Genomic DNA, 23,734 nt, shown 5'->3' with positions numbered 1-23,734 from the left:
TGAGTAAAAATGACTCGCGACCCACAGCAGGCGAGTCATTTTTACCCGCTTATCATGCCAGATTGCCCGTCACATCAGCGTTTCGTCGTTGGCACGGAAGATGCAATACCCAAAGTAAGACAACCACTGGAGGATTAACCATGAAACGGAACGCGAAAATTGCCCTGGTGATGATGGCGCTTTCAGCAATGGCGTTGGACTCAACATCTGCATTTGCTCACGGCGGACACGGTATGTGGCAGCAAAATGCCGCGCCTTTGACCAGCGAACAACAGACGGCGTGGCAGAAAATCCATAATGACTTTTACGCCCAAAGCAGCGCGCTGCAACAGCAACTGGTGACGAAGCGTTATGAATACAACGCTCTATTAGCCGCTAACCCACCGGATAGCAGCAAAATTAACGCGGTCGCCAAAGAGATGGAGAATTTGCGTCAGTCGTTAGATGAGTTGCGGGTGAAACGGGATATCGCGATGGCTGAAGCAGGTATTCCGCGCGGTACCGGAATGGGTTACGGCGGCTGCGGTGGTGGCGGTCATATGGGTATGGGCCACTGGTAAATCAGAACGTTTTCTCGTTGGGTTGCCAACGACAGAAATCAGAGTTTGCCACTAACAGTAATTGCGAACCTTCGGGCGCTTCCAGCCATGCCACGCTGACATCAACAGAAGAGCGGCTCTGGCGGCGCTCGATATGCGCTATCGCCTGTGAATCTAAATCAGGTTTAATGGTTTGCCCTTCGCAGGTGGTCACGGTCTGTTCCATCGCATGCCAGCGCCCCTGGCGCAGCACGACTCTCCCCTGACGTAAGGCATCGCTAATCTGGCGGATCTGATCAGCACGATAACGGTATAAATCGATTTGGTCGTTAGAAAGCTGCTGCTTTTCCCCATCGGATTCACGTTGCATAAAGCTCAGATCACCGCGATCGTCAAAACGCGCACGAATGTTCACCGGCGGTTTGCTGTAAACATTGATATTGATGAGCGTGAGGTTATCGCCCTGCCAGCGATACTCTCGCGTCGTGGTATCGCCACTGCGCCACGGACTGAACACAGCAAGCAAATGCACATTATCGCCGCTGTCTTTTCGCCAGATACGTACCGCGCCCTGGTCTTCAGCAAAACCACTGGCGGTAAAGGGAGGAAGTGAAGAGTTGTGGCTACAGGCAGTAAGAAACAGAGCGCCCGCCAGCATCAATGATCGACGCCAGAAAGACAAAAGGGGTGAAACCACCCCTTCGTTAAAACTGTTCACTGCCACGCAATCTTACTTAACTGCGTCTTTCAGTGCCTTGCCAGAAACAAATGCCGGTACGTTAGCTGCGGCGATTTTGATTTCTTTACCGGTCTGCGGGTTGCGGCCAGTACGCTCAGCGCGGTGGTTCACTTTGAAGGTTCCGAAACCAACCAGTTGTACAGCATCGCCTTCTTTCAGAGACTCAGTAATTGCAGCCAGAGTGGACTCCAGAGCAGCTTTAGCCTGGGTTTTGGACAGTTCTGCTTTCTCTGCAATTACATCAATCAGTTGAGTCTTGTTCATAAGTTATCCTTACAATGTGTTTATCGCTTGCTAAGCATCGAGTGCGACGGAAATGCCAGAATAGCACTCTCCTGCATACACGCACCGATAGCCACTTTTTTTCGCCCCCCAAATGTAGACCAGACGGGGGGCGAAAGGGAAGACTCCAGGTACGACAAATCAGGCGTTAATTCACGTTTTCTGGTCTTATTGCTGAAAAATTATACCAATATTGCTCTCACCCGCCTCACGCAGGTCGGCTCTAAGGCCTTTTATCAGCTCAATGTCACGTTCTTCACACTCGGCTAAAAGTCGGAATATTTCCCACTGAATGTCCCATTCTTGCTCAACGGCTGGGTTTTCTTTCAGCTCTTCGTCGCTCATTTCGCGACCAGCCTGAGTCATTTCCAGCATCGCAACGGTAGTGATGGAGGTCTTACTCACTTCCACCGCGTGTTCGAGCGTTTCGCCACTCAAACGTGAATGAACCAGTTCACTTAACGCCACGCAGGCATCGATTGCCGGATAAACGCCGTACAGATCGAAATCGTCCGCTGAAGGAATCGCTTCCTCAAATTTCTCCAGTTGGCTGTCGAAATTCACTTTTGCGTCTTTGACGGTCAGTGTTTCCCAGATGAGATCGAGAATACGGCGGTAAATTTGCCCATCACCAAAACCGGTTTGCTGGCAAAACATGGCGTAATTGGGGTACATGCGTTCGCATAAGCAGGCCATGAAAGTGACATGCTGCCAGCTTTCCAGGCGCTCCAGACGCAGATGAATCGGGTTTTGTAACATGTTGAGTTCTCAAATACGGAAATTATCCGCAGTTTACCTGAATTAGGGCTGATTTGCTGTATAGCGCACAAATGCCGGACGTTCCGAGGCCACAGCATCCGCCCAGCGCGTTGGCTCCGGCAGACGATAGCCTTTCATGCAGCGTTGTACCCACGCCAGCGCGCTATCCACGCTGACCCGATGACCCGTAGCGATAAACAGCGGGTTGCAGCGTGCTTTGCTGCGCCAGACCCAGGCCAACTGCTCGCCTTTATCCATCAGCGGCGCCAGCGCGCCCGGTTCGCTGGAGAGCGGTTCGAATTTACCGCAGAGCCGTTTTTTCGCCACGCCTATCGTTGGCACATCCACCAATAAGCCAAAATGGCTGGCGACACCAAGACGGCGAGGATGCGAGATCCCATGACCATCGACAAACACTAAATCCGGCTTTTGCGACAGCATCTCCCACGCTGCCAGCAGCGCAGGATATTCGCGGAAGGAGAGAAAACCAGGAATGTAAGGCATGGTGGTGGCGATGCGGGCCACTTTATACTCCACCAGCTCAAGCGAGGGGTATTTCAGCAGCACCATCGCCGCTCGCGTCACTTCTCCGCCCTGCTCAAACCCGACATCGGCTCCAGCGATCAGATCCGGTGGATCTTTATCAAGTCGATCCTCGCGGATCACAGAAGAAGCCAGTTCAAGTTGTTGTGTGCGTAATGACGCGAGATCCATAACCACTCCTTACTGATGATAAGGCGCAGACAGGCGATGCACTGCCTCCACAAACACGCCAGCATGTTCTGGCGGCACATCCTGATGAATGCCGTGACCAAGGTTAAAGACATGACCTTCGCCGTGACCGAAACCTGCAAGTATAGTCGCTACTTCTTCTTCAATTCGGGCTGGCGGCGCGTACAGCATCGACGGGTCCATATTGCCCTGCAACGCGACTTTATTACCCACGCGGCGGCGCGCATCGGCGATGTCGGTTGTCCAGTCCAGTCCCAGCGCATCGCAACCGGTTTCCGCCATGGCTTCCAGCCACTGTCCGCCACCTTTGGTAAACAGTGTTACTGGTACGCGGCGACCGTCGTTTTCACGCAATAAACCATCAACAATTTTATGCATGTAATAGAGCGAGAATTGTTGGTAGTCGCGCCCGGTAAGCACGCCGCCCCAGGTGTCAAAAATCATCACTGCCTGAGCACCGGCTTTAATCTGCGCGTTCAGATACAGGGTGACGCTTTTCGCCAGTTTATCGAGCAGAGCGTGCAGTGCCTGCGGATCGGCATACATCATTTTTTTGATCACTGTGAAGGCTTTGCTGCTGCCGCCTTCCACCATGTAGGTCGCCAGCGTCCACGGGCTGCCGGAAAAACCAATCAGCGGCACTTCGCCTTTCAGTTCGCGGCGAATGGTACGCACCGCGTTCATCACGTAACCCAGCTCATCTTCCGGGTCCGGAATTGGCAGTTTATCGACGTCAGCTTTGCAGGTGACTGGCGAGGTAAAACGCGGGCCTTCTCCGGCTTCAAAATAGAGCCCTAATCCCATCGCGTCCGGAACGGTGAGGATATCGGAAAAGAGGATCGCCGCGTCCAGCGGATAGCGACGCAACGGTTGCAAAGTCACTTCGCACGCCAGTTCGGCATTTTTGCACAGCGACATAAAATCGCCCGCTTGGGCGCGCGTGGCTTTATATTCTGGTAGATAGCGACCCGCCTGGCGCATCATCCATACTGGAGTGACATCAACGGGCTGGCGCAGCAGCGCCCGCAGATAACGATCGTTTTTAAGTTCGGTCATTTTGGCTATTCCTTAGTGCGTCAGGCGGTCAGTGTATCATCACTCATACTCTGCCCGACACATCACCACCGTATCTTCTATCAGGCGGCGCGCCACGGTGCCAGGCGGAGGCAGTAAGGGTAAATCGTCGTAGCGATACCAGTTCGCCTCCAGCAGTTCTTTCGGGTCAATCACGATGTCGCCGCTGTCATAGTCCGCCATAAACGCAGTCATTAATGACTGAGGAAACGGCCACGGCTGAGAAGTCACGTAACGCAGGTTTTTGACTTTGATGCCACTCTCTTCCATTACTTCCCGCGCGACCGCCTGTTCGAGGGTTTCGCCCACTTCGACGAATCCGGCAAGTACCGTATGGACACCGTTACGATGGCGGGTATGCTGAGCGAGCAGGATTGAATCATTGCGGCGGATGGCAACGATAATGCAGGGGGCGATTTGCGGATAGTAACGCTCACGGCAGTGACTGCACAGCATCGCCCATTCTGTTTTGCTCGGGTACATTTCATGCCCGCAATACCCGCAGTATTTATGCGAGCGGTAAAACTCCGCCAGTTGCACGCCGCGTCCGGCTAGTTGAAACAACCCGACGTCCAGATCAATGACCTGGCGCACCGAGCCCATATCATGGCGACGCTGCTGTTGAACTAGCCAAACAGGTTCCCCCTGCCATTCGCCGATTTGTAGTGCGCGCTGACCCACAAGATCGAAATTTGCCGCTTCGCCATATGGCAATTCTCCCTTCGGCAACCATAATTTTTGCTCATGACTGACGACCCACCAGCCGTGATCTAATTTTTCAATTATACGATCCATAGCTCTTGCACTACCTTTGCATCACTGGCATGTTTAACATGGTTTTTACATTTCTCACTGAGCAGTTTTTGAATACAAACTTGCGGAGTCAATCATGCTTAACCAGCTCGATAACCTGACGGAGCACGTCAGAGGAAGTAACAAACTGGTTGATCGCTGGCTACATGTACGTAAGCATCTGCTCGTGGCTTACTACAATCTGGTTGGCATTAAGCCTGGCAAAGAATCGTACATGAGGCTAAACGAAAAAGCCCTTGATGATTTTTGCCAGAGTCTGGTCGATTATCTGTCTGCCGGACATTTCAGTATTTATGAGCGCATTCTTCATAAGCTGGAAGGCAACGGGCAACTCGCGCGCGCCGCAAAGATTTGGCCGCAACTGGAAGCCAATACACAACAGATTATGGATTACTACGATTCCAGCCTGGAAACCGCCATCGATCATGATAATTACCTTGAGTTTCAACAGGTTTTATCTGATATCGGCGAGGCGCTGGAAGCACGCTTTGTACTGGAAGATAAGCTGATTCTGCTGGTGCTTGATGCCGCCCGCGTCAAACATCTTGCTTGAGTTCTGCGCTGTTAACGCGTAATTTACATTCAACGCCCCGTTTTCGGGGCTAATTTCTTGTCGGAGTGCCTTAACTGGCTGAGACCGTTTATTCGGGATCCGCGGAACCTGATCAGGCTAATACCTGCGAAGGGAACAAGAGTTAATCTGCTATCGCATCGCCTTTGCGCGATCGTCTCTTGCTTCATCCGTCGTCTGACAAGCCACGTCCTTAACTTTTGGAATGAGCTATGTCTGCAACAAAACTAACCCGCCGCGAACAGCGCGCCCAGGCGCAACATTTTATCGACACCCTGGAAGGCACCGCCTTTCCCAACTCAAAACGCATTTACATCACTGGCACACACCCCGGCGTGCGCGTGCCGATGCGTGAGATCCAGCTTAGCCCGACGCTAATCGGCGGCAGCAAAGAACAGCCGCAGTATGAAGAAAACGAAGCGATTCCGGTCTATGACACCTCCGGCCCGTATGGCGATCCGCAGATTGCCATTAACGTGCAGCAAGGGCTGGCAAAACTACGCCAGCCGTGGATCGATGCGCGCGGCGATACCGAAGAACTTACCGTGCGCAGCTCCGATTACACTAAAGCGCGGCTGGCAGATGATGGCCTCGACGAGCTGCGTTTTAGCGGCGTCTTGACGCCAAAACGCGCCAAAGCAGGCCGCCGCGTCACACAGCTGCACTACGCCCGCCGGGGCATCATCACACCTGAGATGGAATTCATCGCCATTCGCGAGAATATGGGGCGCGAGCGCATTCGTAGCGAAGTTTTACGCCACCAACATCCGGGAATGAGCTTTGGCGCGCGTCTGCCGGAAAATATCACTGCGGAATTTGTCCGTGATGAAGTCGCTGCCGGACGCGCGATTATCCCCGCCAACATTAATCATCCTGAATCAGAGCCGATGATTATTGGTCGTAACTTCCTGGTAAAAGTTAACGCTAATATCGGCAACTCGGCGGTCACCTCTTCCATCGAAGAAGAAGTGGAAAAGCTGGTGTGGTCTACGCGCTGGGGAGCGGATACGGTGATGGATCTTTCCACCGGCCGCTATATTCACGAAACCCGCGAATGGATTTTACGTAACAGCCCGGTGCCGATTGGTACTGTGCCGATCTACCAGGCGCTGGAAAAGGTTAACGGGATCGCGGAAGATCTTACCTGGGAAGCGTTCCGCGACACGCTGCTGGAACAGGCCGAACAGGGCGTAGATTACTTCACGATTCATGCGGGCGTTCTCCTGCGCTACGTGCCAATGACCGCGAAACGCCTGACCGGTATTGTGTCGCGCGGCGGTTCGATTATGGCGAAATGGTGCCTCTCCCATCATAAGGAAAACTTCCTCTATCAACACTTCCGTGAAATTTGTGAAATCTGCGCCGCCTATGACGTTTCGCTGTCGCTGGGCGACGGCCTGCGACCCGGTTCGATTCAGGACGCCAACGATGAAGCGCAATTTGCCGAGCTGCATACGCTGGGCGAACTGACCAAAATCGCCTGGGAATATGACGTACAGGTGATGATTGAAGGCCCCGGGCATGTGCCGATGCAGATGATTCGTCGCAATATGACCGAGGAGTTAGAGCACTGCCATGAAGCGCCGTTCTATACCCTCGGGCCGCTAACTACCGATATCGCACCGGGCTATGACCACTTCACGTCGGGGATTGGCGCGGCGATGATCGGCTGGTTTGGCTGCGCGATGCTCTGTTACGTAACGCCGAAAGAGCACCTGGGTCTGCCTAATAAAGAAGATGTTAAGCAAGGGCTTATCACCTATAAGATTGCCGCCCACGCTGCCGACCTGGCAAAAGGGCATCCGGGCGCGCAAATTCGCGATAACGCCATGTCGAAAGCCCGCTTCGAATTTCGCTGGGAAGACCAGTTTAATCTGGCTCTCGACCCGTTTACCGCCCGCGCTTATCACGATGAAACCCTGCCGCAAGAGTCCGGCAAAGTCGCCCATTTTTGCTCCATGTGCGGGCCGAAATTCTGCTCAATGAAAATTAGCCAGGAGGTGCGCGATTACGCCGCCGCGCAAACCATTGAAGTGGGAATGGCGGATATGTCGGAGAACTTCCGCGCCAGAGGCGGAGACATCTATCTGCGTAAGGAGGAAGCGTGATGTATCAGCCTGATTTTCCTCCTGTACCTTTTCATTTAGGACTGTACCCGGTGGTGGACAGCGTACAGTGGATCGAACGTCTGCTGGACGCTGGCGTGCGAACCCTCCAGCTACGCATCAAAGATCAGCGCGATGAAGAGGTGGAAGCCGATGTAGTAGCGGCAATTGCGCTGGGTCGCCGCTATAACGCGCGGCTGTTTATTAATGATTACTGGCGGCTGGCGATCAAGCATCAGGCGTATGGCGTCCATCTGGGGCAGGAAGATTTGCAATCTACCGATCTCAGCGCCATCCGCGCGGCTGGTCTGCGGCTTGGCGTTTCGACCCATGACGATATGGAAATCGACATCGCGCTGGCAGCACGCCCTTCTTATATCGCGCTGGGACATGTGTTCCCGACCCAAACCAAACAGATGCCTTCTGCACCGCAGGGGCTGGAGCAACTGGCACGGCACATTGAGCGCCTGGCTGATTATCCCACCGTGGCGATTGGCGGTATCAGTCTGGCGCGCGCGCCTGCGGTGATGGCGACGGGTGTCGGCAGTATCGCCGTCGTCAGTGCCATTACCCAGGCGGCAGACTGGCGTTTGGCAACGGCACAATTGCTGGAAATAGCAGGAGTTGGCGATGAATGACCGTGACTTTATGCGTTACAGCCGCCAAATCCTGCTCGACGATATCGCTCTTGAAGGGCAGCAAAAACTGCTCGACAGCCAGGTGCTGATTATCGGTCTTGGCGGGCTGGGTACGCCCGCTGCCTTGTACCTAGCGGGTGCTGGCGTCGGGACGCTGGTACTGGCAGATGACGACGATGTGCATTTAAGCAATCTGCAACGACAAATCCTCTTTACCACTGAAGATATCGATCGCCCGAAATCGCAGGTCTGTCAACAACGACTGACACAGTTAAATCCCGATATTCAACTGACGGCATTACAACAACGGTTAACGGGTGAGGCGTTAAAAGATGCGGTAGCACAAGCCGATGTAGTGCTCGACTGTACTGACAATATGGCGACTCGACAGGAGATTAATGCCGCTTGCGTGGCACTCAACACGCCGCTTATTACCGCCAGCGCGGTCGGATTTGGCGGTCAGTTGATGGTATTAACGCCGCCCTGGGAGCACGGTTGTTATCGCTGTCTGTGGCCGGATAACCAGGAGCCAGAACGCAATTGCCGCACGGCAGGCGTAGTTGGTCCGGTGGTCGGGGTTATGGGTACTTTACAGGCACTGGAAGCGATTAAGTTATTGAGCGGTATTGAGACGCCTGCGGGAGAACTCCGACTATTCGACGGTAAATCGAGCCAGTGGCGCAGCCTGGCGTTGCGCCGTGCCAATGATTGCCCGGTATGTGGAGGATGCAATGCAGATCCTGTTTAACGACCAACCGATGCAGTGCGCAGCCGGACAAACTGTTCACGAGCTGCTGGAACAACTCGATCAGCTAAAAGTAGGCGCGGCACTGGCGATTAATCAGCAAATCGTCCCGCGTGAGCAGTGGGCACAACATATCGTGCAGGATGGTGACCAGATCCTGCTTTTTCAGGTTATTGCAGGAGGTTGAGATGTTACGTATCGCGGACAAAACGTTTGATTCACATCTGTTTACCGGCACCGGGAAATTCGCCTCTTCACAACTGATGGTGGAGGCAATCCGCGCTTCCGGTAGTCAGCTGGTGACGCTGGCGATGAAACGCGTCGACTTGCGCCAACACAACGACGATATCCTCGCCCCGCTTATCGCGGCGGGTGTGACACTGCTGCCGAATACTTCCGGGGCGAAAACAGCGGAAGAAGCCATTTTCGCCGCCCATCTGGCTCGTGAAGCGTTAGGCACAAACTGGCTAAAATTAGAGATTCACCCTGACGCCCGCTGGTTGTTGCCCGATCCCATCGAAACGCTGAAAGCCGCCGAAACGCTGGTGCAACAAGGATTTGTCGTACTGCCTTACTGCGGTGCCGATCCGGTGTTGTGCAAACGTCTGGAAGAAGTGGGCTGTGCAGCGGTGATGCCGCTCGGCGCACCAATTGGCTCGAATCAGGGGCTGGAAACCCGTGCCATGCTGGAGATTATTATCCAGCAGGCCACGGTTCCGGTGGTCGTTGATGCTGGCATCGGCGTTCCCAGCCATGCCGCGCAGGCGCTGGAAATGGGCGCCGATGCGGTGTTAGTGAATTCGGCAATTGCTGTCGCGGACGATCCCGTCAACATGGCGAAGGCATTTCGCCTGGCGGTAGAAGCGGGTCTGCTGGCACGTCAGGCCGGACCTGGCAGTCGCAGTCATTTTGCTCATGCCACCAGCCCACTGACCGGATTTCTGGAGGCATCGGCATGAAAACCTTCAGCGACCGCTGGCGGCAACTGGACTGGGACGACATCCGCCTGCGTATCAACAGCAAAACAGCAGCTGACGTAGAGCGGGCGCTGAGTGCCTCAAAACTCACCCGCGACGATATGATGGCGCTGCTATCGCCTGCCGCCAGTGACTACCTGGAACCACTGGCTCAACGGGCGCAGCGTCTGACTCGTCAGCGATTTGGCAACGTCGTCAGCTTCTACGTCCCGCTTTATCTTTCCAATCTTTGCGCTAACGACTGCACGTACTGTGGATTTTCCATGAGCAACCGCATCAAGCGCAAAACGCTGGATGAAGCGGATATCGTCAGAGAAAGCGCCGCTATTCGGGAAATGGGCTTTGAACATCTGTTGCTGGTCACTGGTGAACATCAGGCAAAAGTGGGAATGGATTACTTTCGCCGCCATCTCCCTGCCCTGCGTAAACAATTCTCCTCACTACAGATGGAAGTGCAACCGCTGGCAGAAGCGGAATACGTCGAGTTAAAACAGCTTGGTCTGGATGGGGTGATGGTTTATCAAGAGACGTATCACGAGGCGACATATGCCCGCCATCATCTGAAAGGGAAAAAACAGGACTTCTTCTGGCGACTGGAAACACCGGATCGGCTGGGTCGTGCGGGGATTGATAAGATTGGTCTTGGCGCACTAATCGGCCTTTCCGACAACTGGCGCGTTGACTGCTATATGGTTGCCGAGCATTTGCTATGGCTGCAACAGCATTACTGGCAGAGCCGCTACTCTGTCTCCTTCCCGCGCCTGCGCCCGTGTACTGGCGGGATTGAGCCAGCGTCGATTATGGATGAACGCCAGTTAGTGCAAACCATCTGCGCTTTCCGGCTGCTTGCACCGGAGATTGAACTGTCACTCTCCACGCGAGAATCACCGTGGTTTCGCGATCGCGTTATTCCGCTGGCAATTAATAACGTCAGCGCCTTCTCGAAAACGCAGCCAGGTGGCTATGCCGACAATCACCCCGAACTGGAACAATTCTCACCGCACGACGATCGCCGACCAGAAGCTGTGGCAGCTGCGTTAACCGCTCAGGGTTTGCAGCCGGTATGGAAAGACTGGGACAGCTATCTGGGACGCGACTCGCAAAGGCGATGAGACAGAATGTAAGGACGTAAATTTATTCCGAGCCACTACGGAAGATGAAAAACGCAAGGTTGTTGAAAGCCTTGCGTTTTTTTATGGTAGTGCCGTCAGCAGGAATGTTGTCCAGGGCGAAAAGCTTCTTCCTCGTTTCGCCCTGCCTTTCTTAATATTTTCCGTAAAAACTTTGCCCTCTGAATCGCCCCCATAAAAAAACCCGCCGAAGCGGGTTTTTACGTTATTTGCGGATTAACGATTACTCGTTATCAGAACCGCCCAGACCTGCGTTCAGCAGTTCTGCCAGGCTGGCAGACGCGTCTTCTGCAGTCACCTGCGGTGCAGCCGGAGCTTCGCCCGCAGCACGGCGGCGCATACGATCCTGGTGATACGCATAACCCGTACCTGCCGGGATCAGACGACCCACGATAACGTTCTCTTTCAGACCGCGCAGTTCATCGCGTTTGCCCGCAACAGCTGCTTCGGTCAGTACGCGAGTGGTCTCCTGGAACGATGCCGCAGAGATGAACGACTCGGTTGCCAGAGACGCTTTGGTGATACCCAGCAGATCGCGGGCGTAAGTTGCACCCACTTTGCCGTTCGCTTCCAGTTCGCGGTTTGCGATCTTGACGCGAGAGTATTCAACCTGTTCGCCTTCCAGGAAGTCGGAGCTACCCGCGTTAACGATGGTGGCTTTACGCAGCATCTGACGAACGATAACTTCGATGTGTTTATCGTTAATCTTAACGCCCTGCAGACGGTATACGTCCTGTACTTCGTTAACGATGTAACGAGTCACAGCATGAACACCACGCAGACGCAGAATGTCGTGCGGCGCTTCCGGACCGTCGGAAATGACGTCACCACGTTCTACACGTTCACCTTCGAACACGTTGAGCTGACGCCATTTCGGAATCATCTCTTCGTAAGGTTCGCTGCCGTCTACCGGAGTGATAACCAGACGACGTTTACCTTTGGTTTCTTTACCGAAGGAAACGACACCGCTGATTTCAGCCAGGATTGCCGGCTCTTTCGGACGACGTGCTTCGAACAGGTCCGCAACGCGCGGCAGACCACCGGTGATGTCCTTAGTACCGCCAGATTCCTGCGGAATACGCGCCAGGGTGTCACCGGAGCTTATCTGTACGCCATCTTCCAGCTGAACAATCGCTTTACCCGGCAGGAAGTACTGCGCAGGCATATCAGTACCAGGGATCAGAACGTCGTTACCCTGAGCATCAACGATTTTCAGTGCCGGACGCAGATCTTTACCACCTGCGGTACGTTCTGCGGAATCCAGAACCACCAGCGAAGACAGACCGGTCAGTTCGTCGGTCTGACGAGTAATGGTCTGACCGTCAATCATATCGGTGAAGCGAACAAAACCGCTTACTTCAGTGATAACCGGCATGGTGTGCGGGTCCCAGTTTGCAACGGTTTCGCCGCCAGCAACCTGTTCGCCATCGCCTTTCGCCAGTACCGCACCGTAAGGTACTTTGTAGCTTTCTTTGGTACGACCAAATTCGTCGATCAGTTTCAGTTCGGTGTTACGGGAAGTGATAACCAGTTTACCGCTGGAGTTCACAACCGACTTCACGTTGCTGAGCTTGATGCTACCTTTGTTTTTCACCTGGATGCTGGATTCAGCAGCCGCACGGGACGCCGCACCACCGATGTGGAACGTACGCATGGTCAGCTGAGTACCCGGTTCACCGATGGACTGTGCCGCGATAACACCGATTGCTTCACCTTTGTTGATGATGTGCCCACGCGCCAGGTCACGACCGTAGCAGTGCGCACATACACCAAAGTCGGTGTCACAGGATACAACAGAACGTACTTTAACCGCGTCGACAGAGTTCTCTTCCAGCAGGTCACACCACTGTTCGTGCAGCAGCGTGTTGCGTGGAACGAGGATATCGGCAGTACCCGGCTTCAGAACGTCTTCTGCAGTTACACGCCCCAGTACGCGATCGCGCAGCGGCTCTTTAACGTCGCCACCCTCGATAACCGGGGTCATCATGATACCTTCATGAGTACCACAATCGTCTTCGGTAACCACCAGGTCCTGCGCCACGTCAACCAGACGACGAGTCAGGTAACCGGAGTTCGCAGTTTTCAGTGCGGTATCCGCCAGACCTTTACGAGCACCGTGGGTGGAGATGAAGTACTGGAGTACGTTCAGACCTTCACGGAAGTTCGCGGTGATTGGCGTTTCGATGATGGAGCCATCCGGCTTCGCCATCAGACCACGCATACCCGCAAGCTGACGAATCTGTGCCGCAGAACCACGCGCACCGGAGTCGGCCATCATGTAGATGCTGTTGAAGGAAACCTGCTTCTCTTCCTGACCGTCACGGTTGATAACAGTTTCAGTTTGCAGGTTATCCATCATCGCTTTGGATACACGATCGTTCGCCGCAGCCCAGATATCGATAACTTTGTTGTAGCGTTCGCCCGCAGTTACCAGACCAGACTGGAACTGCTCCTGAATTTCAGCAACTTCTGCTTCTGCCTCGGAGATGATTTCGTGTTTCTTCTCCGGGATGACCATGTCATCGATACCAACCGATGCACCGGAACGCGCTGCATATGCAAAGCCGGTGTACATGATCTGGTCCGCAAAAATAACGGTTGGTTTCAGGCCGAGAATGCGGTAGCAGGTGTTCAGCATTTTGGAGATTGCTTTTTTACCCAGCGCCTGGTTGACGATGGAGTAAGGCAGACCTTTCGGTACAATCATCCACAGAATGGCACGGCCAACGGTCGTGTCCTTCAGGCTGGTTTTCGCTACTAATTCACCGTTAGCATCTTTTTCGTATTCAGTGATACGCACTTTGACGCGCGCATGCAGAGAGGCCAGGCCAGCGCGATAAATACGCTCAGCTTCTTTCGGGCCAGTCAGCACCATGCCTTCGCCTTTGGCGTTAACACAGTCACGGGTCATGTAGTACAGACCCAGTACAACGTCCTGAGACGGAACAATGATTGGTTCACCGTTCGCCGGAGACAGGATGTTGTTGGTAGACATCATCAGCGCACGCGCTTCCAGCTGGGCTTCCAGCGTCAACGGTACGTGAACAGCCATCTGGTCACCATCGAAGTCGGCGTTATATGCCGCACAAACCAGCGGGTGCAGCTGGATAGCTTTACCTTCGATCAGTACCGGTTCAAATGCCTGGATACCCAGACGGTGCAGAGTCGGTGCACGGTTCAGCAGTACCGGGTGTTCGCGGATAACTTCGTCCAGGATATCCCAAACGACAGCTTCTTCGCGCTCAACCATTTTCTTAGCGGCTTTGATGGTGGTAGCGAGGCCACGCAGTTCCAGCTTGCCGTAGATAAACGGTTTGAACAGCTCCAGTGCCATTTTCTTCGGCAGACCGCACTGATGCAGACGCAGGTATGGACCTACGGTGATTACAGAACGACCGGAGTAGTCAACACGCTTACCGAGCAGGTTCTGACGGAAACGACCCTGTTTACCTTTGATCATGTCGGCCAAAGATTTCAGAGGACGCTTGTTAGAACCGGTGATTGCACGACCGCGACGACCGTTATCCAGCAGGGCATCTACCGCTTCCTGCAGCATACGTTTTTCGTTACGTACGATGATGTCCGGCGCAGCCAGATCCAGCAGACGTTTCAGACGGTTGTTACGGTTAATGACGCGACGATACAGATCGTTCAGGTCAGAAGTCGCGAAACGACCACCATCCAGTGGAACCAGCGGACGCAGATCTGGCGGCAGTACCGGCAGAACGGTCAGGATCATCCACTCTGGTTTGTTACCAGACTGTACGAACGCTTCCAGCAGTTTGATACGCTTGGTCAGCTTTTTACGTTTGGTTTCGGAGTTAGTTTCGTTCAGCTCTTCACGCAGCTGCTCGCACTCTTGCTCCAGATCCATGCTCTTCAGCAGGGCCTGGATTGCTTCCGCACCCATTTTCGCGTCGAATTCGTCACCGAACTCTTCCAGCGCGTCCAGATACTGCTCTTCAGTCAGGATCTGCTGGCGTTCCAGGTTGGTCATACCGCCTTCGATAACCACATAGGATTCGAAGTACAGCACGCGTTCGATATCGCGCAGCGGCATATCCAGCAGCAGGCCGATACGGGACGGCAGCGATTTCAGGAACCAGATGTGCGCAGTCGGGGAAGCCAGTTCGATGTGGCCCATACGCTCACGGCGTACTTTAGTCTGGGTCACTTCAACGCCGCACTTCTCACAGATGACGCCACGGTGTTTCAGGCGCTTGTACTTACCGCACAGGCACTCGTAATCTTTTACCGGCCCAAAGATACGGGCGCAGAAAAGGCCGTCACGCTCAGGTTTGAACGTACGGTAGTTAATGGTTTCCGGCTTTTTAACTTCACCGAAAGACCATGAACGGATCATGTCTGGCGATGCCAGAGCAATTTTGATCGCATCAAACTCTTCGGTTTTAGTCTGCGCTTTCAGAAACTTTAATAAATCTTTCACGGATTTGCTCCCGTCGGAGTTAGCACAATCCGCTGCCGGGTTTTACCCCGACAGCAGTGACCTGTTTGAGCGAGAATTACTCGTCTTCCAGTTCGATGTTGATACCCAGCGAACGAATCTCTTTCAACAATACGTTGAAGGATTCTGGCATGCCCGGCTCCATCTGATGGTTGCCGTCCACGATGTTCTTATACATCTTGGTACGACCGTTCACATCATCAGACTTAACGGTGAGCATTTCCTGCAGAGTGTATGCCGCGCCGTATGCTTCCAGCGCCCACACTTCCATCTCCCCGAAACGCTGACCACCGAACTGTGCCTTACCACCCAGCGGCTGCTGAGTAACCAGACTGTAAGAACCAGTGGAACGCGCGTGCATCTTATCGTCGACCAGGTGGTTCAGTTTCAGCATGTACATGTAACCTACGGTTACCGGACGTTCGAACTGTTCACCAGTGCGGCCGTCGTACAGGCGGATCTGACCAGAAGTCGGCAGGTCGCCAAGTTTCAGCAGCTCTTTAATTTCTGCTTCTTTCGCACCGTCGAATACCGGCGTTGCGATTGGCATACCTTTGCGCAGGTTTTCAGCCAGACGCATAACTTCTTCATCGCTGAAGGTACTCAGGTCAACTTTCTGGCGAACGTCAGCGCCCAGATCGTACGCACGCTGGATGAATTCGCGCAGTTTCGCGACTTCTTGCTGCTGTTTCAGCATGGCGTTGATCTTATCGCCGATACCTTTCGCAGCCATACCCAAGTGGGTTTCCAGAATCTGACCGATGTTCATACGAGACGGTACGCCCAGCGGGTTCAGTACGATGTCTACCGGTGTACCGTTTTCATCGTAAGGCATATCTTCGATCGGGTTGATCTTAGAAATTACACCCTTGTTACCGTGACGACCTGCCATCTTGTCACCAGGCTGGATACGACGTTTAACCGCCAGATATACCTTAACAATCTTCAGCACGCCCGGTGCCAGATCGTCGCCCTGGGTGATTTTGCGGCGTTTCGCTTCGAGTTTCTTCTCGAACTCGTGTTTCAGTTCGTCATACTGCTCAGCCAGCTGTTCCAGCTGATTTTGTTTCTCTTCGTCGGTCAGGCCCAGCTCCAGCCAGCGATCGCGCGGCAGTTTGTCGAGCTTCTCAGCTTCAACGCCACCGGCTACCAGCACAGCACGGATACGGCTGAACAGACCCGCTTCGAGGATCTGCAGTTCTTCAGACAGGTCTTTCTTCGCCTGCTTCAGCTGCATTTCTTCGATTTCCAGCGCACGTTTGTCTTTTTCTACGCCATCACGAGTAAAGACCTGAACGTCGATAACCGTACCGGAAACACCGTTTGGTACGCGCAGAGAAGAGTCTTTAACGTCAGACGCTTTCTCACCGAAGATCGCACGAAGCAGCTTCTCTTCTGGAGTCAGCTGGGTTTCGCCCTTCGGCGTTACCTTACCAACCAGAATGTCGCCACCGGTCACTTCCGCACCAATGTAAACGATACCGGATTCATCCAGTTTGGAGAGCGCAGCTTCACCCACGTTCGGGATGTCAGCGGTGATCTCTTCCGGCCCCAGCTTGGTGTCACGGGACACACACGCCAGTTCCTGAATGTGGATGGTGGTGAAACGGTCTTCCTGAACAACACGCTCGGATACGAGGATGGAGTCTTCGAAGTTGTAACCATTCCACGGCATGAACGCTACGCGCATGTTCTGACCAAGCGCCAGTTCACCGAGGTCGGTGGACGGACCGTCTGCCAGCACGTCGCCACGTTCTACCGGTTCACCCAGAGACACACACGGCATCTGGTTGATACAGGTGTTCTGGTTAGAACGGGTGTATTTGGTCAGGTTGTAGATGTCGATACCTGCTTCACCCGGATACATCTCGTCTTCGTTAACTTTGATAACGATACGGGAAGCATCCACGTACTGAACGACACCACCACGTTTAGCTACCGCAGTTACACCGGAGTCAACGGCAACAGCACGTTCCATACCCGTACCAACCAGCGGCTTATCAGCGCGCAGAGTCGGAACGGCCTGACGTTGCATGTTCGCACCCATCAATGCACGGTTGGCGTCATCGTGTTCAAGGAACGGGATCAGGGACGCACCGACGGATACCACCTGCTGGGTGGATACGTCCATGTAGTCAACCTGGTCGCGGCTGAACAAGCTGGATTCGCCTTTGCTACGGCAAGTTACCAGGTCTTCTACGAAGTGGCCTTCTTCATCCAGGTTGGAGTTCGCCTGGGCGATAACGTAGTTACCTTCTTCGATAGCAGACAGGTAGTGAATTTCGTCAGTTACAACACCGTCGGTCACTTTACGATACGGAGTCTCAAGGAAGCCGTATTCGTTAGTCTGTGCGTACACGGACAGGGAGTTGATCAGACCGATGTTCGGACCTTCAGGGGTTTCGATTGGACATACGCGACCGTAGTGAGTCGGGTGTACGTCTCGAACTTCGAAGCCTGCACGTTCACGGGTCAGACCGCCTGGGCCGAGTGCAGAGATACGACGTTTGTGCGTAATCTCAGACAGCGGGTTGTTCTGGTCCATAAACTGAGACAGCTGGCTGGAACCGAAGAACTCTTTCACTGCTGCGGAAATCGGCTTGGCGTTGATCATATCCTGAGGCATCAGGGTATCCAGATCGCCCAGAGACAGACGCTCTTTCACCGCACGCTCTACACGTACCAGGCCAACGCGGAACTGGTTTTCCGCCATTTCGCCAACGGAACGGATACGACGGTTGCCAAGGTGGTCGATATCATCGACTTCGCCTTTACCGTTACGGATATCAATGAGCTTTTTCATAACATCAATGATGTCGTCTTTGCTCAGGATACCGGAACCTTCGATTTCTTCGCGCAGCAGAGAACGGTTGAACTTCATACGACCAACCGCAGACAGATCATAGCGGTCTTCAGAGAAGAACAGGTTCTCGAACAGGCTTTCAGCAGCTTCACGAGTCGGCGGCTCGCCAGGACGCATCATGCGGTAGATTTCTACCAGTGCGCTCAGACGGTCGTTAGTTGGGTCGACACGTAAGGTTTCAGAGATATATGGGCCGTGATCCAGATCGTTGGTGAACAGCGTTTCGATACGCTTGTGACCAGACTGGCTCAGCTTAGCCAGCAGATCCAGGCTCAGCTCCATGTTCGCTGCACAGATCAGCTCGCCGGTAGACTCATCAATGTAGTCTTTAGCAACCACTTTACCTGCGATGTACTCAACCGGGACTTCGATCAGTTTGACGTCGTCTTTTTCCAGCTGGCGAATGTGGCGCGCAGTAATACGGCGGCCTTTTTCTACGTACACTTTACCGTTAGCTTCGATGTCGAAAGATGCGGTTTCACCACGCAGGCGTTCCGGCACCAGTTCCATCTGCAGCTTGTTATCACGGATTTCAAAGATAACTTTTTCAAAGAACAGGTCGAGGATCTGTTCAGTAGTGTAGTTCAGGGCACGCAGAATGATGGTCGCAGGCAGTTTACGGCGACGGTCGATACGTACGAACAGGTTGTCCTTCGGATCGAATTCGAAGTCCAGCCAGGAACCACGGTAAGGGATGATGCGCGCGTTATACAGCACTTTACCCGAAGAGTGGGTTTTACCTTTGTCGGAGTCAAAAAAGACACCCGGACTACGGTGCAGCTGGGAAACGATAACACGCTCAGTACCGTTGATAACAAAGGTACCGTTGTCCGTCATGAGCGGAATTTCGCCCATGTAGACTTCTTGTTCTTTAATGTCTTTTACGGTGCCTTCCGGCGCTTCGCGCTCATAGATCACCAGACGCAGTTTAACGCGCAGCGGTGCGGAATAGGTCACGCCACGGATTTGACATTCCTGGACGTCAAACACCGGTTCGCCAAGGCGGTAGCTGACGTATTGCAGCTCGGAATTACCGCTGTAGCTCTGAATCGGGAATACGGAACGGAAAGCAGCTTCCAGACCATACTGCCCTTCAGGATCTTGCTCGATAAATTTCTGAAACGAGTCAAGCTGGATAGAAAGGAGATAAGGTACATCCAAAACTTGTGGACGTTTACCAAAATCCTTACGAATACGTTTTTTCTCGGTATAGGAGTAAACCATAGGGTTCCTCAGCTCGCTGACAAGTCGACCCATCTGTCCATTGAGCGGACAGTTTGTGCAACACTATTTTGTTGACCGGAAAATGGAACACTTTCCGCAATGCCTGTTGCTATCACGCTTAAACCATTTCATTGCGATTTACACAGAACGGGTGTTCTGTCGCAGTATATTAAGTCGTCGATAGAAACAAGCATTGAAAGGCACAGCAGTAGTCAAACAGTGTGAAACGCTACTGGCGCCTTACAGCGCAAAAAGGCTGGTGACCAAAAAGTCACCAGCCATCAGCCTGATTTCTCAGGCTGCAACCGGAAGGGTTGGCTTATTTAACTTCAACTTCAGCGCCAGCTTCTTCCAGAGCTTTTTTCAGTGCTTCTGCGTCGTCTTTGCTCACGCCTTCTTTCAGCGCAGCCGGTGCAGATTCTACCAGGTCTTTAGCTTCTTTCAGACCCAGGCCAGTTGCGCCACGTACTGCTTTGATAACAGCAACTTTGTTCGCGCCAGCAGCTTTCAGAATTACGTCGAATTCAGTTTTTTCTTCAGCAGCTTCAACCGGGCCAGCAGCTACAGCTACAGCAGCAGCAGCGGAAACACCGAATTTTTCTTCCATTGCAGAGATCAGTTCTACAACGTCCATTACAGACATAGCTGCAACTGCTTCAATGATTTGATCTTTAGTGATAGACATTTAAATTGTTCCTGAATATCAGAATAAGTTTATACGTAAGCGAATGCGTTAAAAAGATAACTGCGATTAAGCAGCTTCTTTCGCATCGCGTACAGCAGCCAGAGTACGAACCAGTTTGCCAGCCGAAGCTTCTTTCATGGTTGCCATCAGGCGTGCAATTGCTTCTTCGTAGGTCGGCAGAGTTGCCAGGCGGTCGATCTGAGACGCCGGGATCAGCTCACCTTCAAAGGCAGCGGCTTTGACCTCAAATTTTGCATTCGCTTTCGCGAACTCTTTGAACAGACGAGCTGCAGCGCCCGGGTGTTCCATAGAGTATGCAATCAGGGTCGGACCAACAAACGCGTCTTTCAGGCACTCGAACGGAGTACCTTCAACAGCACGACGCAGCAGGGTGTTACGAACAACACGCATGTATACGCCAGCTTCGCGACCTGCTTTACGCAGTTCAGTCATTTTATCTACAGTCACGCCACGGGAATCCGCAACCACTGCAGACAGCGCGCCTTTGGCTACTTCGCTGACTTCAGCAACAATCGCTTGTTTGTCTTGAAGATTTAAAGCCATTAGCTTTGCTCCTGGATGTTTGCCAGAGAAAATCTCTGGAACTCACTTCACTCCTCCAAATGGAGAGAGCGTCTTAATTACGGTGAGCAGAAACAAGCCAGAATATAAAAGAATAATCTTAGCGTTCTGTCACCGTCTACGCAGGGGATTAAGTTTCTTGCGAAACTCCTGCGGTCTTCGACGGAGGCCTGGATAGGCCAGGCTCCAACGAACAAATCTTTTTAGCTGCTAACTTTCGTTAGCATACGTGGGGGTAAGATTGTAGACAAAATCACCGCCCACGTAAAGGCATTAGTTTGCAGAAGCGCTCAGGCCAGCCTGGTCAACTGCAACACCTGCACCCATGGTGGTGGAGATGCTAACTTTCTTGATGTACACGCCTTTCGCCTGAGTCGGTTTTGCTTTTTTCAGCGCAACCAGCAGAGCTTCCAGGTTTTCTTTCAGTTTGTCAGCGTCAAAGTCCACTTTACCGATGGTGGTGTGGATGATGCCGTTTTTGTCGTTACGGTAACGAACCTGGCCAGCTTTAGCGTTTTTAACCGCTTCAGCAACGTTCGGAGTTACAGTACCCACTTTCGGGTTTGGCATCAGGCCGCGCGGACCCAGAACCTGACCCAGCTGGCCAACAACGCGCATTGCATCCGGAGAAGCAATAACAACGTCAAAGTTCATTTCGCCTTTCTTGATCTGGTCAGCCAGATCTTCCATACCTACCAGTTCAGCGCCTGCAGCTTTAGCAGCTTCAGCGTTTGCGCCTTGGGTAAATACAGCTACGCGAACGGAACGGCCAGTACCGTGCGGCAGTACAGTTGCACCACGTACGTTCTGGTCAGATTTACGAGCGTCGATGCCGAGGTTAACAGCAACGTCCACGCTTTCTACGAATTTAGCAGTCGCCAGCTCTTTCAGCAGAGCGATAGCTTCGTTGATGTCGTACTGTTTGGTCGCATCAACTTTCTCGCGGATAACACGCATGCGCTTGGTCAGTTTAGCCATTTCTTAGTCCTCCACTACCAGGCCCATGGAACGTGCAGTACCTTCGATGGAGCGAGTCATCGCTTCAATGTCGGCACCAGTCATGTCGGCAGCTTTGGTCTGCGCGATTTCCTGCAGCTGAGCGCGGGAAATTTTACCCACTTTGTCTTTGTTCGGCTTACCGGAACCAGACTTGATACCAGCCGCTTTTTTCAGCAGAACTGCTGCCGGCGGAGTCTTGGTAACGAAAGTGAAAGAACGGTCAGCGTAAACGGTGATAACTACCGGAATCGGCAGACCTTTTTCGATGGAATCAGTTTTTGCGTTGAACGCTTTGCAGAATTCCATGATGTTTACGCCCTGCTGACCCAGAGCCGGACCTACTGGCGGACTCGGGTTAGCCATACCAGCTGCAACCTGCAGCTTGACATAGGCTTGTACTTTCTTAGCCATTATAAATTCCTCAAGTTGGGTAATAACGCCTCTGAGAGGCTCCCCGTGATATAAAAAATCGTTTTACGGGCAAGGCCCATAAAAACAAAAGGCGCGAAATTGTATTCCAATCTCACGCCTTGTGCAACGATTTAATCGCCGCTTTTTTGATCGCTGGATTAGGCTTTTTCAACCTGGCTGAAGTCCAGCTCTACCGGGGTCGCACGACCGAAGATAGAAACAGAGACTTTCAGACGAGACTTCTCGTAATCCACCTCTTCAACTACGCCGTTGAAGTCAGCGAACGGACCATCATTAACACGAACCATTTCACCCGGTTCAAACAGCGTTTTCGGACGCGGCTTATCACCAACCTGCTGCAGGCGGTTCATAATCGCATCAACTTCTTTATCGCTGATTGGTGCAGGACGATCGGAAGTACCGCCGATGAAGCCCATCACACGCGGTACGCTGCGCACCAGGTGCCAACTCGCGTCGTTCATCACCATCTGAACGAGGACGTAGCCAGGGAAGAATTTGCGTTCGCTTTTGCGACGCTGACCGCCACGGATCTCAACGACTTCTTCAGTCGGAACCATGACTTCGCCAAACAACTCTTCCATGTTGTGTAATTTGATATGCTCACGCAGCGACGTTGCTACGCGGCCTTCAAAACCGGAAAACGCCTGAACGACGTACCAGCGCTTTTTAGGAGCTTCAGACATCTCAGAACCTCAGGCCAGTGATAAAGGATACCAGGCGAACCAGAATACCATCCAGTCCCCACAGGATCAGTGACATTACTGCGGTAACCGCAGCCACAATCAGCGTGGTGTGCAATGTTTCCTGGCGAGTCGGCCAAATGACCTTACGGACTTCGGTACGCGCTTCACGGGCAAAAGCAACGGTTGCTTTACCTTTTGTCGTTAACAGCGCGACACCACCCGCTGCAGCAATCAGAATTACTACGGCCAACGCACGCAGCGGCAGCATAATGTCGCGATAAAGGTAGTTGCCGACGATTGCCACCAAGAGCAATGCCACCACAACGACCCACTTCATCGCTTCCAGGCCGCGCCCGCTTCCTTGAGCTTCGGTATTCGCACTCATAAACCAACCTGTCAGAAGTATTCTACAAACATTTTCACCCCGCGATAGCGAGGCAAACCAAATCGAAACGCGTATTCGCTTTTCGGATTATACGCCCTCAACAGAGCCTGTCTCAGCAATGATTATGACAAAGAAAATCACTGATGAGCCAGGTTCTGGTACGAAAGCGTGCAAAAAGGGCATCAAATGATGCCCTTTTATTGCGCATTGCGTCAAATGTTATCGGCAATTAGCTCAGAACTTTAGCTACAACGCCTGCGCCAACGGTACGGCCGCCTTCACGGATTGCGAAACGCAGACCGTCGTCCATCG

The 23,734-nt window shown here is 53.0% G+C and carries 24 protein-coding genes and 1 riboswitch; of the genes, 9 read left to right on the top strand and 15 right to left on the bottom strand.

Annotation, left to right across the window (positions count from 1 at the left end):
• Window positions 1–9: 9 nt before the first annotated feature.
• Window positions 10–138: a hypothetical protein gene (locus HEN21_RS23145; protein WP_286192505.1), complete on the top strand. Its 129-nt coding sequence runs from the start codon at window positions 10–12 to the stop codon at window positions 136–138.
• Between the two features lie 2 nt (window positions 139–140).
• Window positions 141–560, top strand: a complete 420-nt coding sequence (gene zraP, locus HEN21_RS19885) for a zinc resistance sensor/chaperone ZraP (RefSeq protein WP_176252383.1) — start codon at window positions 141–143, stop codon at window positions 558–560.
• Window position 561: 1 nt separating this feature from the next.
• Here zraP and HEN21_RS19880 read toward each other — a convergent pair whose 3' ends face one another.
• From HEN21_RS19880 to nudC, 6 genes are all read right to left on the bottom strand, one after another.
• Complete coding sequence (locus HEN21_RS19880) at window positions 562–1,257, bottom strand: DUF1481 domain-containing protein (protein WP_001300651.1); 696 nt, start codon at window positions 1,255–1,257, stop codon at window positions 562–564.
• A gap of 12 nt (window positions 1,258–1,269) precedes the next feature.
• Window positions 1,270–1,542: a nucleoid-associated protein HU-alpha gene (hupA, locus tag HEN21_RS19875; RefSeq protein ID WP_001044513.1), complete on the bottom strand. Its 273-nt coding sequence runs from the start codon at window positions 1,540–1,542 to the stop codon at window positions 1,270–1,272.
• A gap of 186 nt (window positions 1,543–1,728) precedes the next feature.
• A complete protein-coding gene (locus tag HEN21_RS19870; RefSeq protein WP_000940106.1) occupies window positions 1,729–2,319 on the bottom strand; it encodes a YjaG family protein in 591 nt (196 codons plus the stop codon).
• Window positions 2,320–2,361: 42 nt separating this feature from the next.
• On the bottom strand, window positions 2,362–3,033 hold the full coding sequence (nfi, locus tag HEN21_RS19865) for a deoxyribonuclease V (RefSeq protein ID WP_000362401.1): 672 nt from the start codon (window positions 3,031–3,033) through the stop codon (window positions 2,362–2,364).
• Between the two features lie 9 nt (window positions 3,034–3,042).
• Window positions 3,043–4,107: a uroporphyrinogen decarboxylase gene (hemE, locus tag HEN21_RS19860; RefSeq protein ID WP_000137656.1), complete on the bottom strand. Its 1,065-nt coding sequence runs from the start codon at window positions 4,105–4,107 to the stop codon at window positions 3,043–3,045.
• Between the two features lie 39 nt (window positions 4,108–4,146).
• Window positions 4,147–4,920, bottom strand: a complete 774-nt coding sequence (gene nudC, locus HEN21_RS19855) for an NAD(+) diphosphatase (protein WP_176252384.1) — start codon at window positions 4,918–4,920, stop codon at window positions 4,147–4,149.
• Window positions 4,921–5,014: 94 nt separating this feature from the next.
• Between nudC and HEN21_RS19850 the strand changes: the two genes are divergently transcribed.
• The 7 genes from HEN21_RS19850 (at window position 5,015) to thiH (ending at window position 11,086) form a co-directional block, all read left to right on the top strand.
• Window positions 5,015–5,491: an Rsd/AlgQ family anti-sigma factor gene (locus HEN21_RS19850; protein ID WP_000934292.1), complete on the top strand. Its 477-nt coding sequence runs from the start codon at window positions 5,015–5,017 to the stop codon at window positions 5,489–5,491.
• 51 nt (window positions 5,492–5,542) lie between these two features.
• Window positions 5,543–5,643: riboswitch (TPP riboswitch) on the top strand.
• A gap of 78 nt (window positions 5,644–5,721) precedes the next feature.
• Window positions 5,722–7,617, top strand: a complete 1,896-nt coding sequence (thiC, locus tag HEN21_RS19845) for a phosphomethylpyrimidine synthase ThiC (protein ID WP_176252385.1) — start codon at window positions 5,722–5,724, stop codon at window positions 7,615–7,617.
• Window positions 7,617–8,252 carry a thiamine phosphate synthase gene (gene thiE, locus HEN21_RS19840; protein WP_176252388.1) on the top strand — a complete coding sequence of 212 codons (636 nt, stop codon included), beginning with the start codon at window positions 7,617–7,619 and terminating at the stop codon, window positions 8,250–8,252. The genes thiC and thiE overlap by 1 nt, the downstream gene beginning before the upstream one ends.
• Complete coding sequence (thiF, locus tag HEN21_RS19835) at window positions 8,245–9,000, top strand: thiazole biosynthesis adenylyltransferase ThiF (RefSeq protein WP_176252386.1); 756 nt, start codon at window positions 8,245–8,247, stop codon at window positions 8,998–9,000. The genes thiE and thiF overlap by 8 nt, the downstream gene beginning before the upstream one ends.
• Complete coding sequence (thiS, locus tag HEN21_RS19830) at window positions 8,984–9,184, top strand: sulfur carrier protein ThiS (protein WP_105286023.1); 201 nt, start codon at window positions 8,984–8,986, stop codon at window positions 9,182–9,184. The genes thiF and thiS overlap by 17 nt, the downstream gene beginning before the upstream one ends.
• Window position 9,185: 1 nt before the next feature.
• Window positions 9,186–9,956, top strand: a complete 771-nt coding sequence (gene thiG, locus HEN21_RS19825; protein WP_176252387.1) for a thiazole synthase — start codon at window positions 9,186–9,188, stop codon at window positions 9,954–9,956.
• Window positions 9,953–11,086 (top strand): 2-iminoacetate synthase ThiH, encoded by a 1,134-nt coding sequence (gene thiH / locus HEN21_RS19820; protein ID WP_105286025.1) that lies wholly within the window; start codon window positions 9,953–9,955, stop codon window positions 11,084–11,086. The genes thiG and thiH overlap by 4 nt, the downstream gene beginning before the upstream one ends.
• Window positions 11,087–11,327: 241 nt before the next feature.
• On the opposite strand, the gene rpoC is transcribed toward thiH, so the two are convergent.
• From rpoC to HEN21_RS19775, 9 genes are all read right to left on the bottom strand, one after another.
• Entirely contained in the window at window positions 11,328–15,551 is a 4,224-nt protein-coding gene (gene rpoC / locus HEN21_RS19815) for a DNA-directed RNA polymerase subunit beta' (protein ID WP_000653937.1), read from the bottom strand.
• A 76-nt stretch (window positions 15,552–15,627) separates the two neighbouring features.
• Window positions 15,628–19,656 (bottom strand): DNA-directed RNA polymerase subunit beta, encoded by a 4,029-nt coding sequence (rpoB, locus tag HEN21_RS19810; RefSeq protein ID WP_000263098.1) that lies wholly within the window; start codon window positions 19,654–19,656, stop codon window positions 15,628–15,630.
• Between the two features lie 319 nt (window positions 19,657–19,975).
• Window positions 19,976–20,341 (bottom strand): 50S ribosomal protein L7/L12, encoded by a 366-nt coding sequence (gene rplL / locus HEN21_RS19805; RefSeq protein ID WP_000028878.1) that lies wholly within the window; start codon window positions 20,339–20,341, stop codon window positions 19,976–19,978.
• A gap of 66 nt (window positions 20,342–20,407) precedes the next feature.
• Window positions 20,408–20,905 (bottom strand): 50S ribosomal protein L10, encoded by a 498-nt coding sequence (gene rplJ, locus HEN21_RS19800; RefSeq protein WP_001207201.1) that lies wholly within the window; start codon window positions 20,903–20,905, stop codon window positions 20,408–20,410.
• A 291-nt stretch (window positions 20,906–21,196) separates the two neighbouring features.
• Complete coding sequence (gene rplA, locus HEN21_RS19795) at window positions 21,197–21,901, bottom strand: 50S ribosomal protein L1 (RefSeq protein WP_001096683.1); 705 nt, start codon at window positions 21,899–21,901, stop codon at window positions 21,197–21,199.
• 3 nt (window positions 21,902–21,904) lie between these two features.
• Window positions 21,905–22,333 carry a 50S ribosomal protein L11 gene (gene rplK, locus HEN21_RS19790; protein ID WP_001085926.1) on the bottom strand — a complete coding sequence of 143 codons (429 nt, stop codon included), beginning with the start codon at window positions 22,331–22,333 and terminating at the stop codon, window positions 21,905–21,907.
• Between the two features lie 158 nt (window positions 22,334–22,491).
• Complete coding sequence (gene nusG, locus HEN21_RS19785; protein ID WP_001287521.1) at window positions 22,492–23,037, bottom strand: transcription termination/antitermination protein NusG; 546 nt, start codon at window positions 23,035–23,037, stop codon at window positions 22,492–22,494.
• 1 nt (window position 23,038) lies between these two features.
• On the bottom strand, window positions 23,039–23,422 hold the full coding sequence (gene secE, locus HEN21_RS19780; RefSeq protein WP_001275702.1) for a preprotein translocase subunit SecE: 384 nt from the start codon (window positions 23,420–23,422) through the stop codon (window positions 23,039–23,041).
• Between the two features lie 229 nt (window positions 23,423–23,651).
• Window positions 23,652–23,734 (bottom strand): EF-Tu C-terminal domain-related protein (locus tag HEN21_RS19775; RefSeq protein WP_000340868.1); only part of this gene is annotated, 83 nt, incomplete at its 5' end.

It is taken from the genome of Escherichia sp. 93.1518 (genome assembly GCF_013368915.2).
GTDB classification, from domain to species: Bacteria; Pseudomonadota; Gammaproteobacteria; order Enterobacterales; family Enterobacteriaceae; genus Escherichia; species Escherichia ruysiae.
This window is presented reverse-complemented; position numbering and strand designations above follow the sequence as displayed.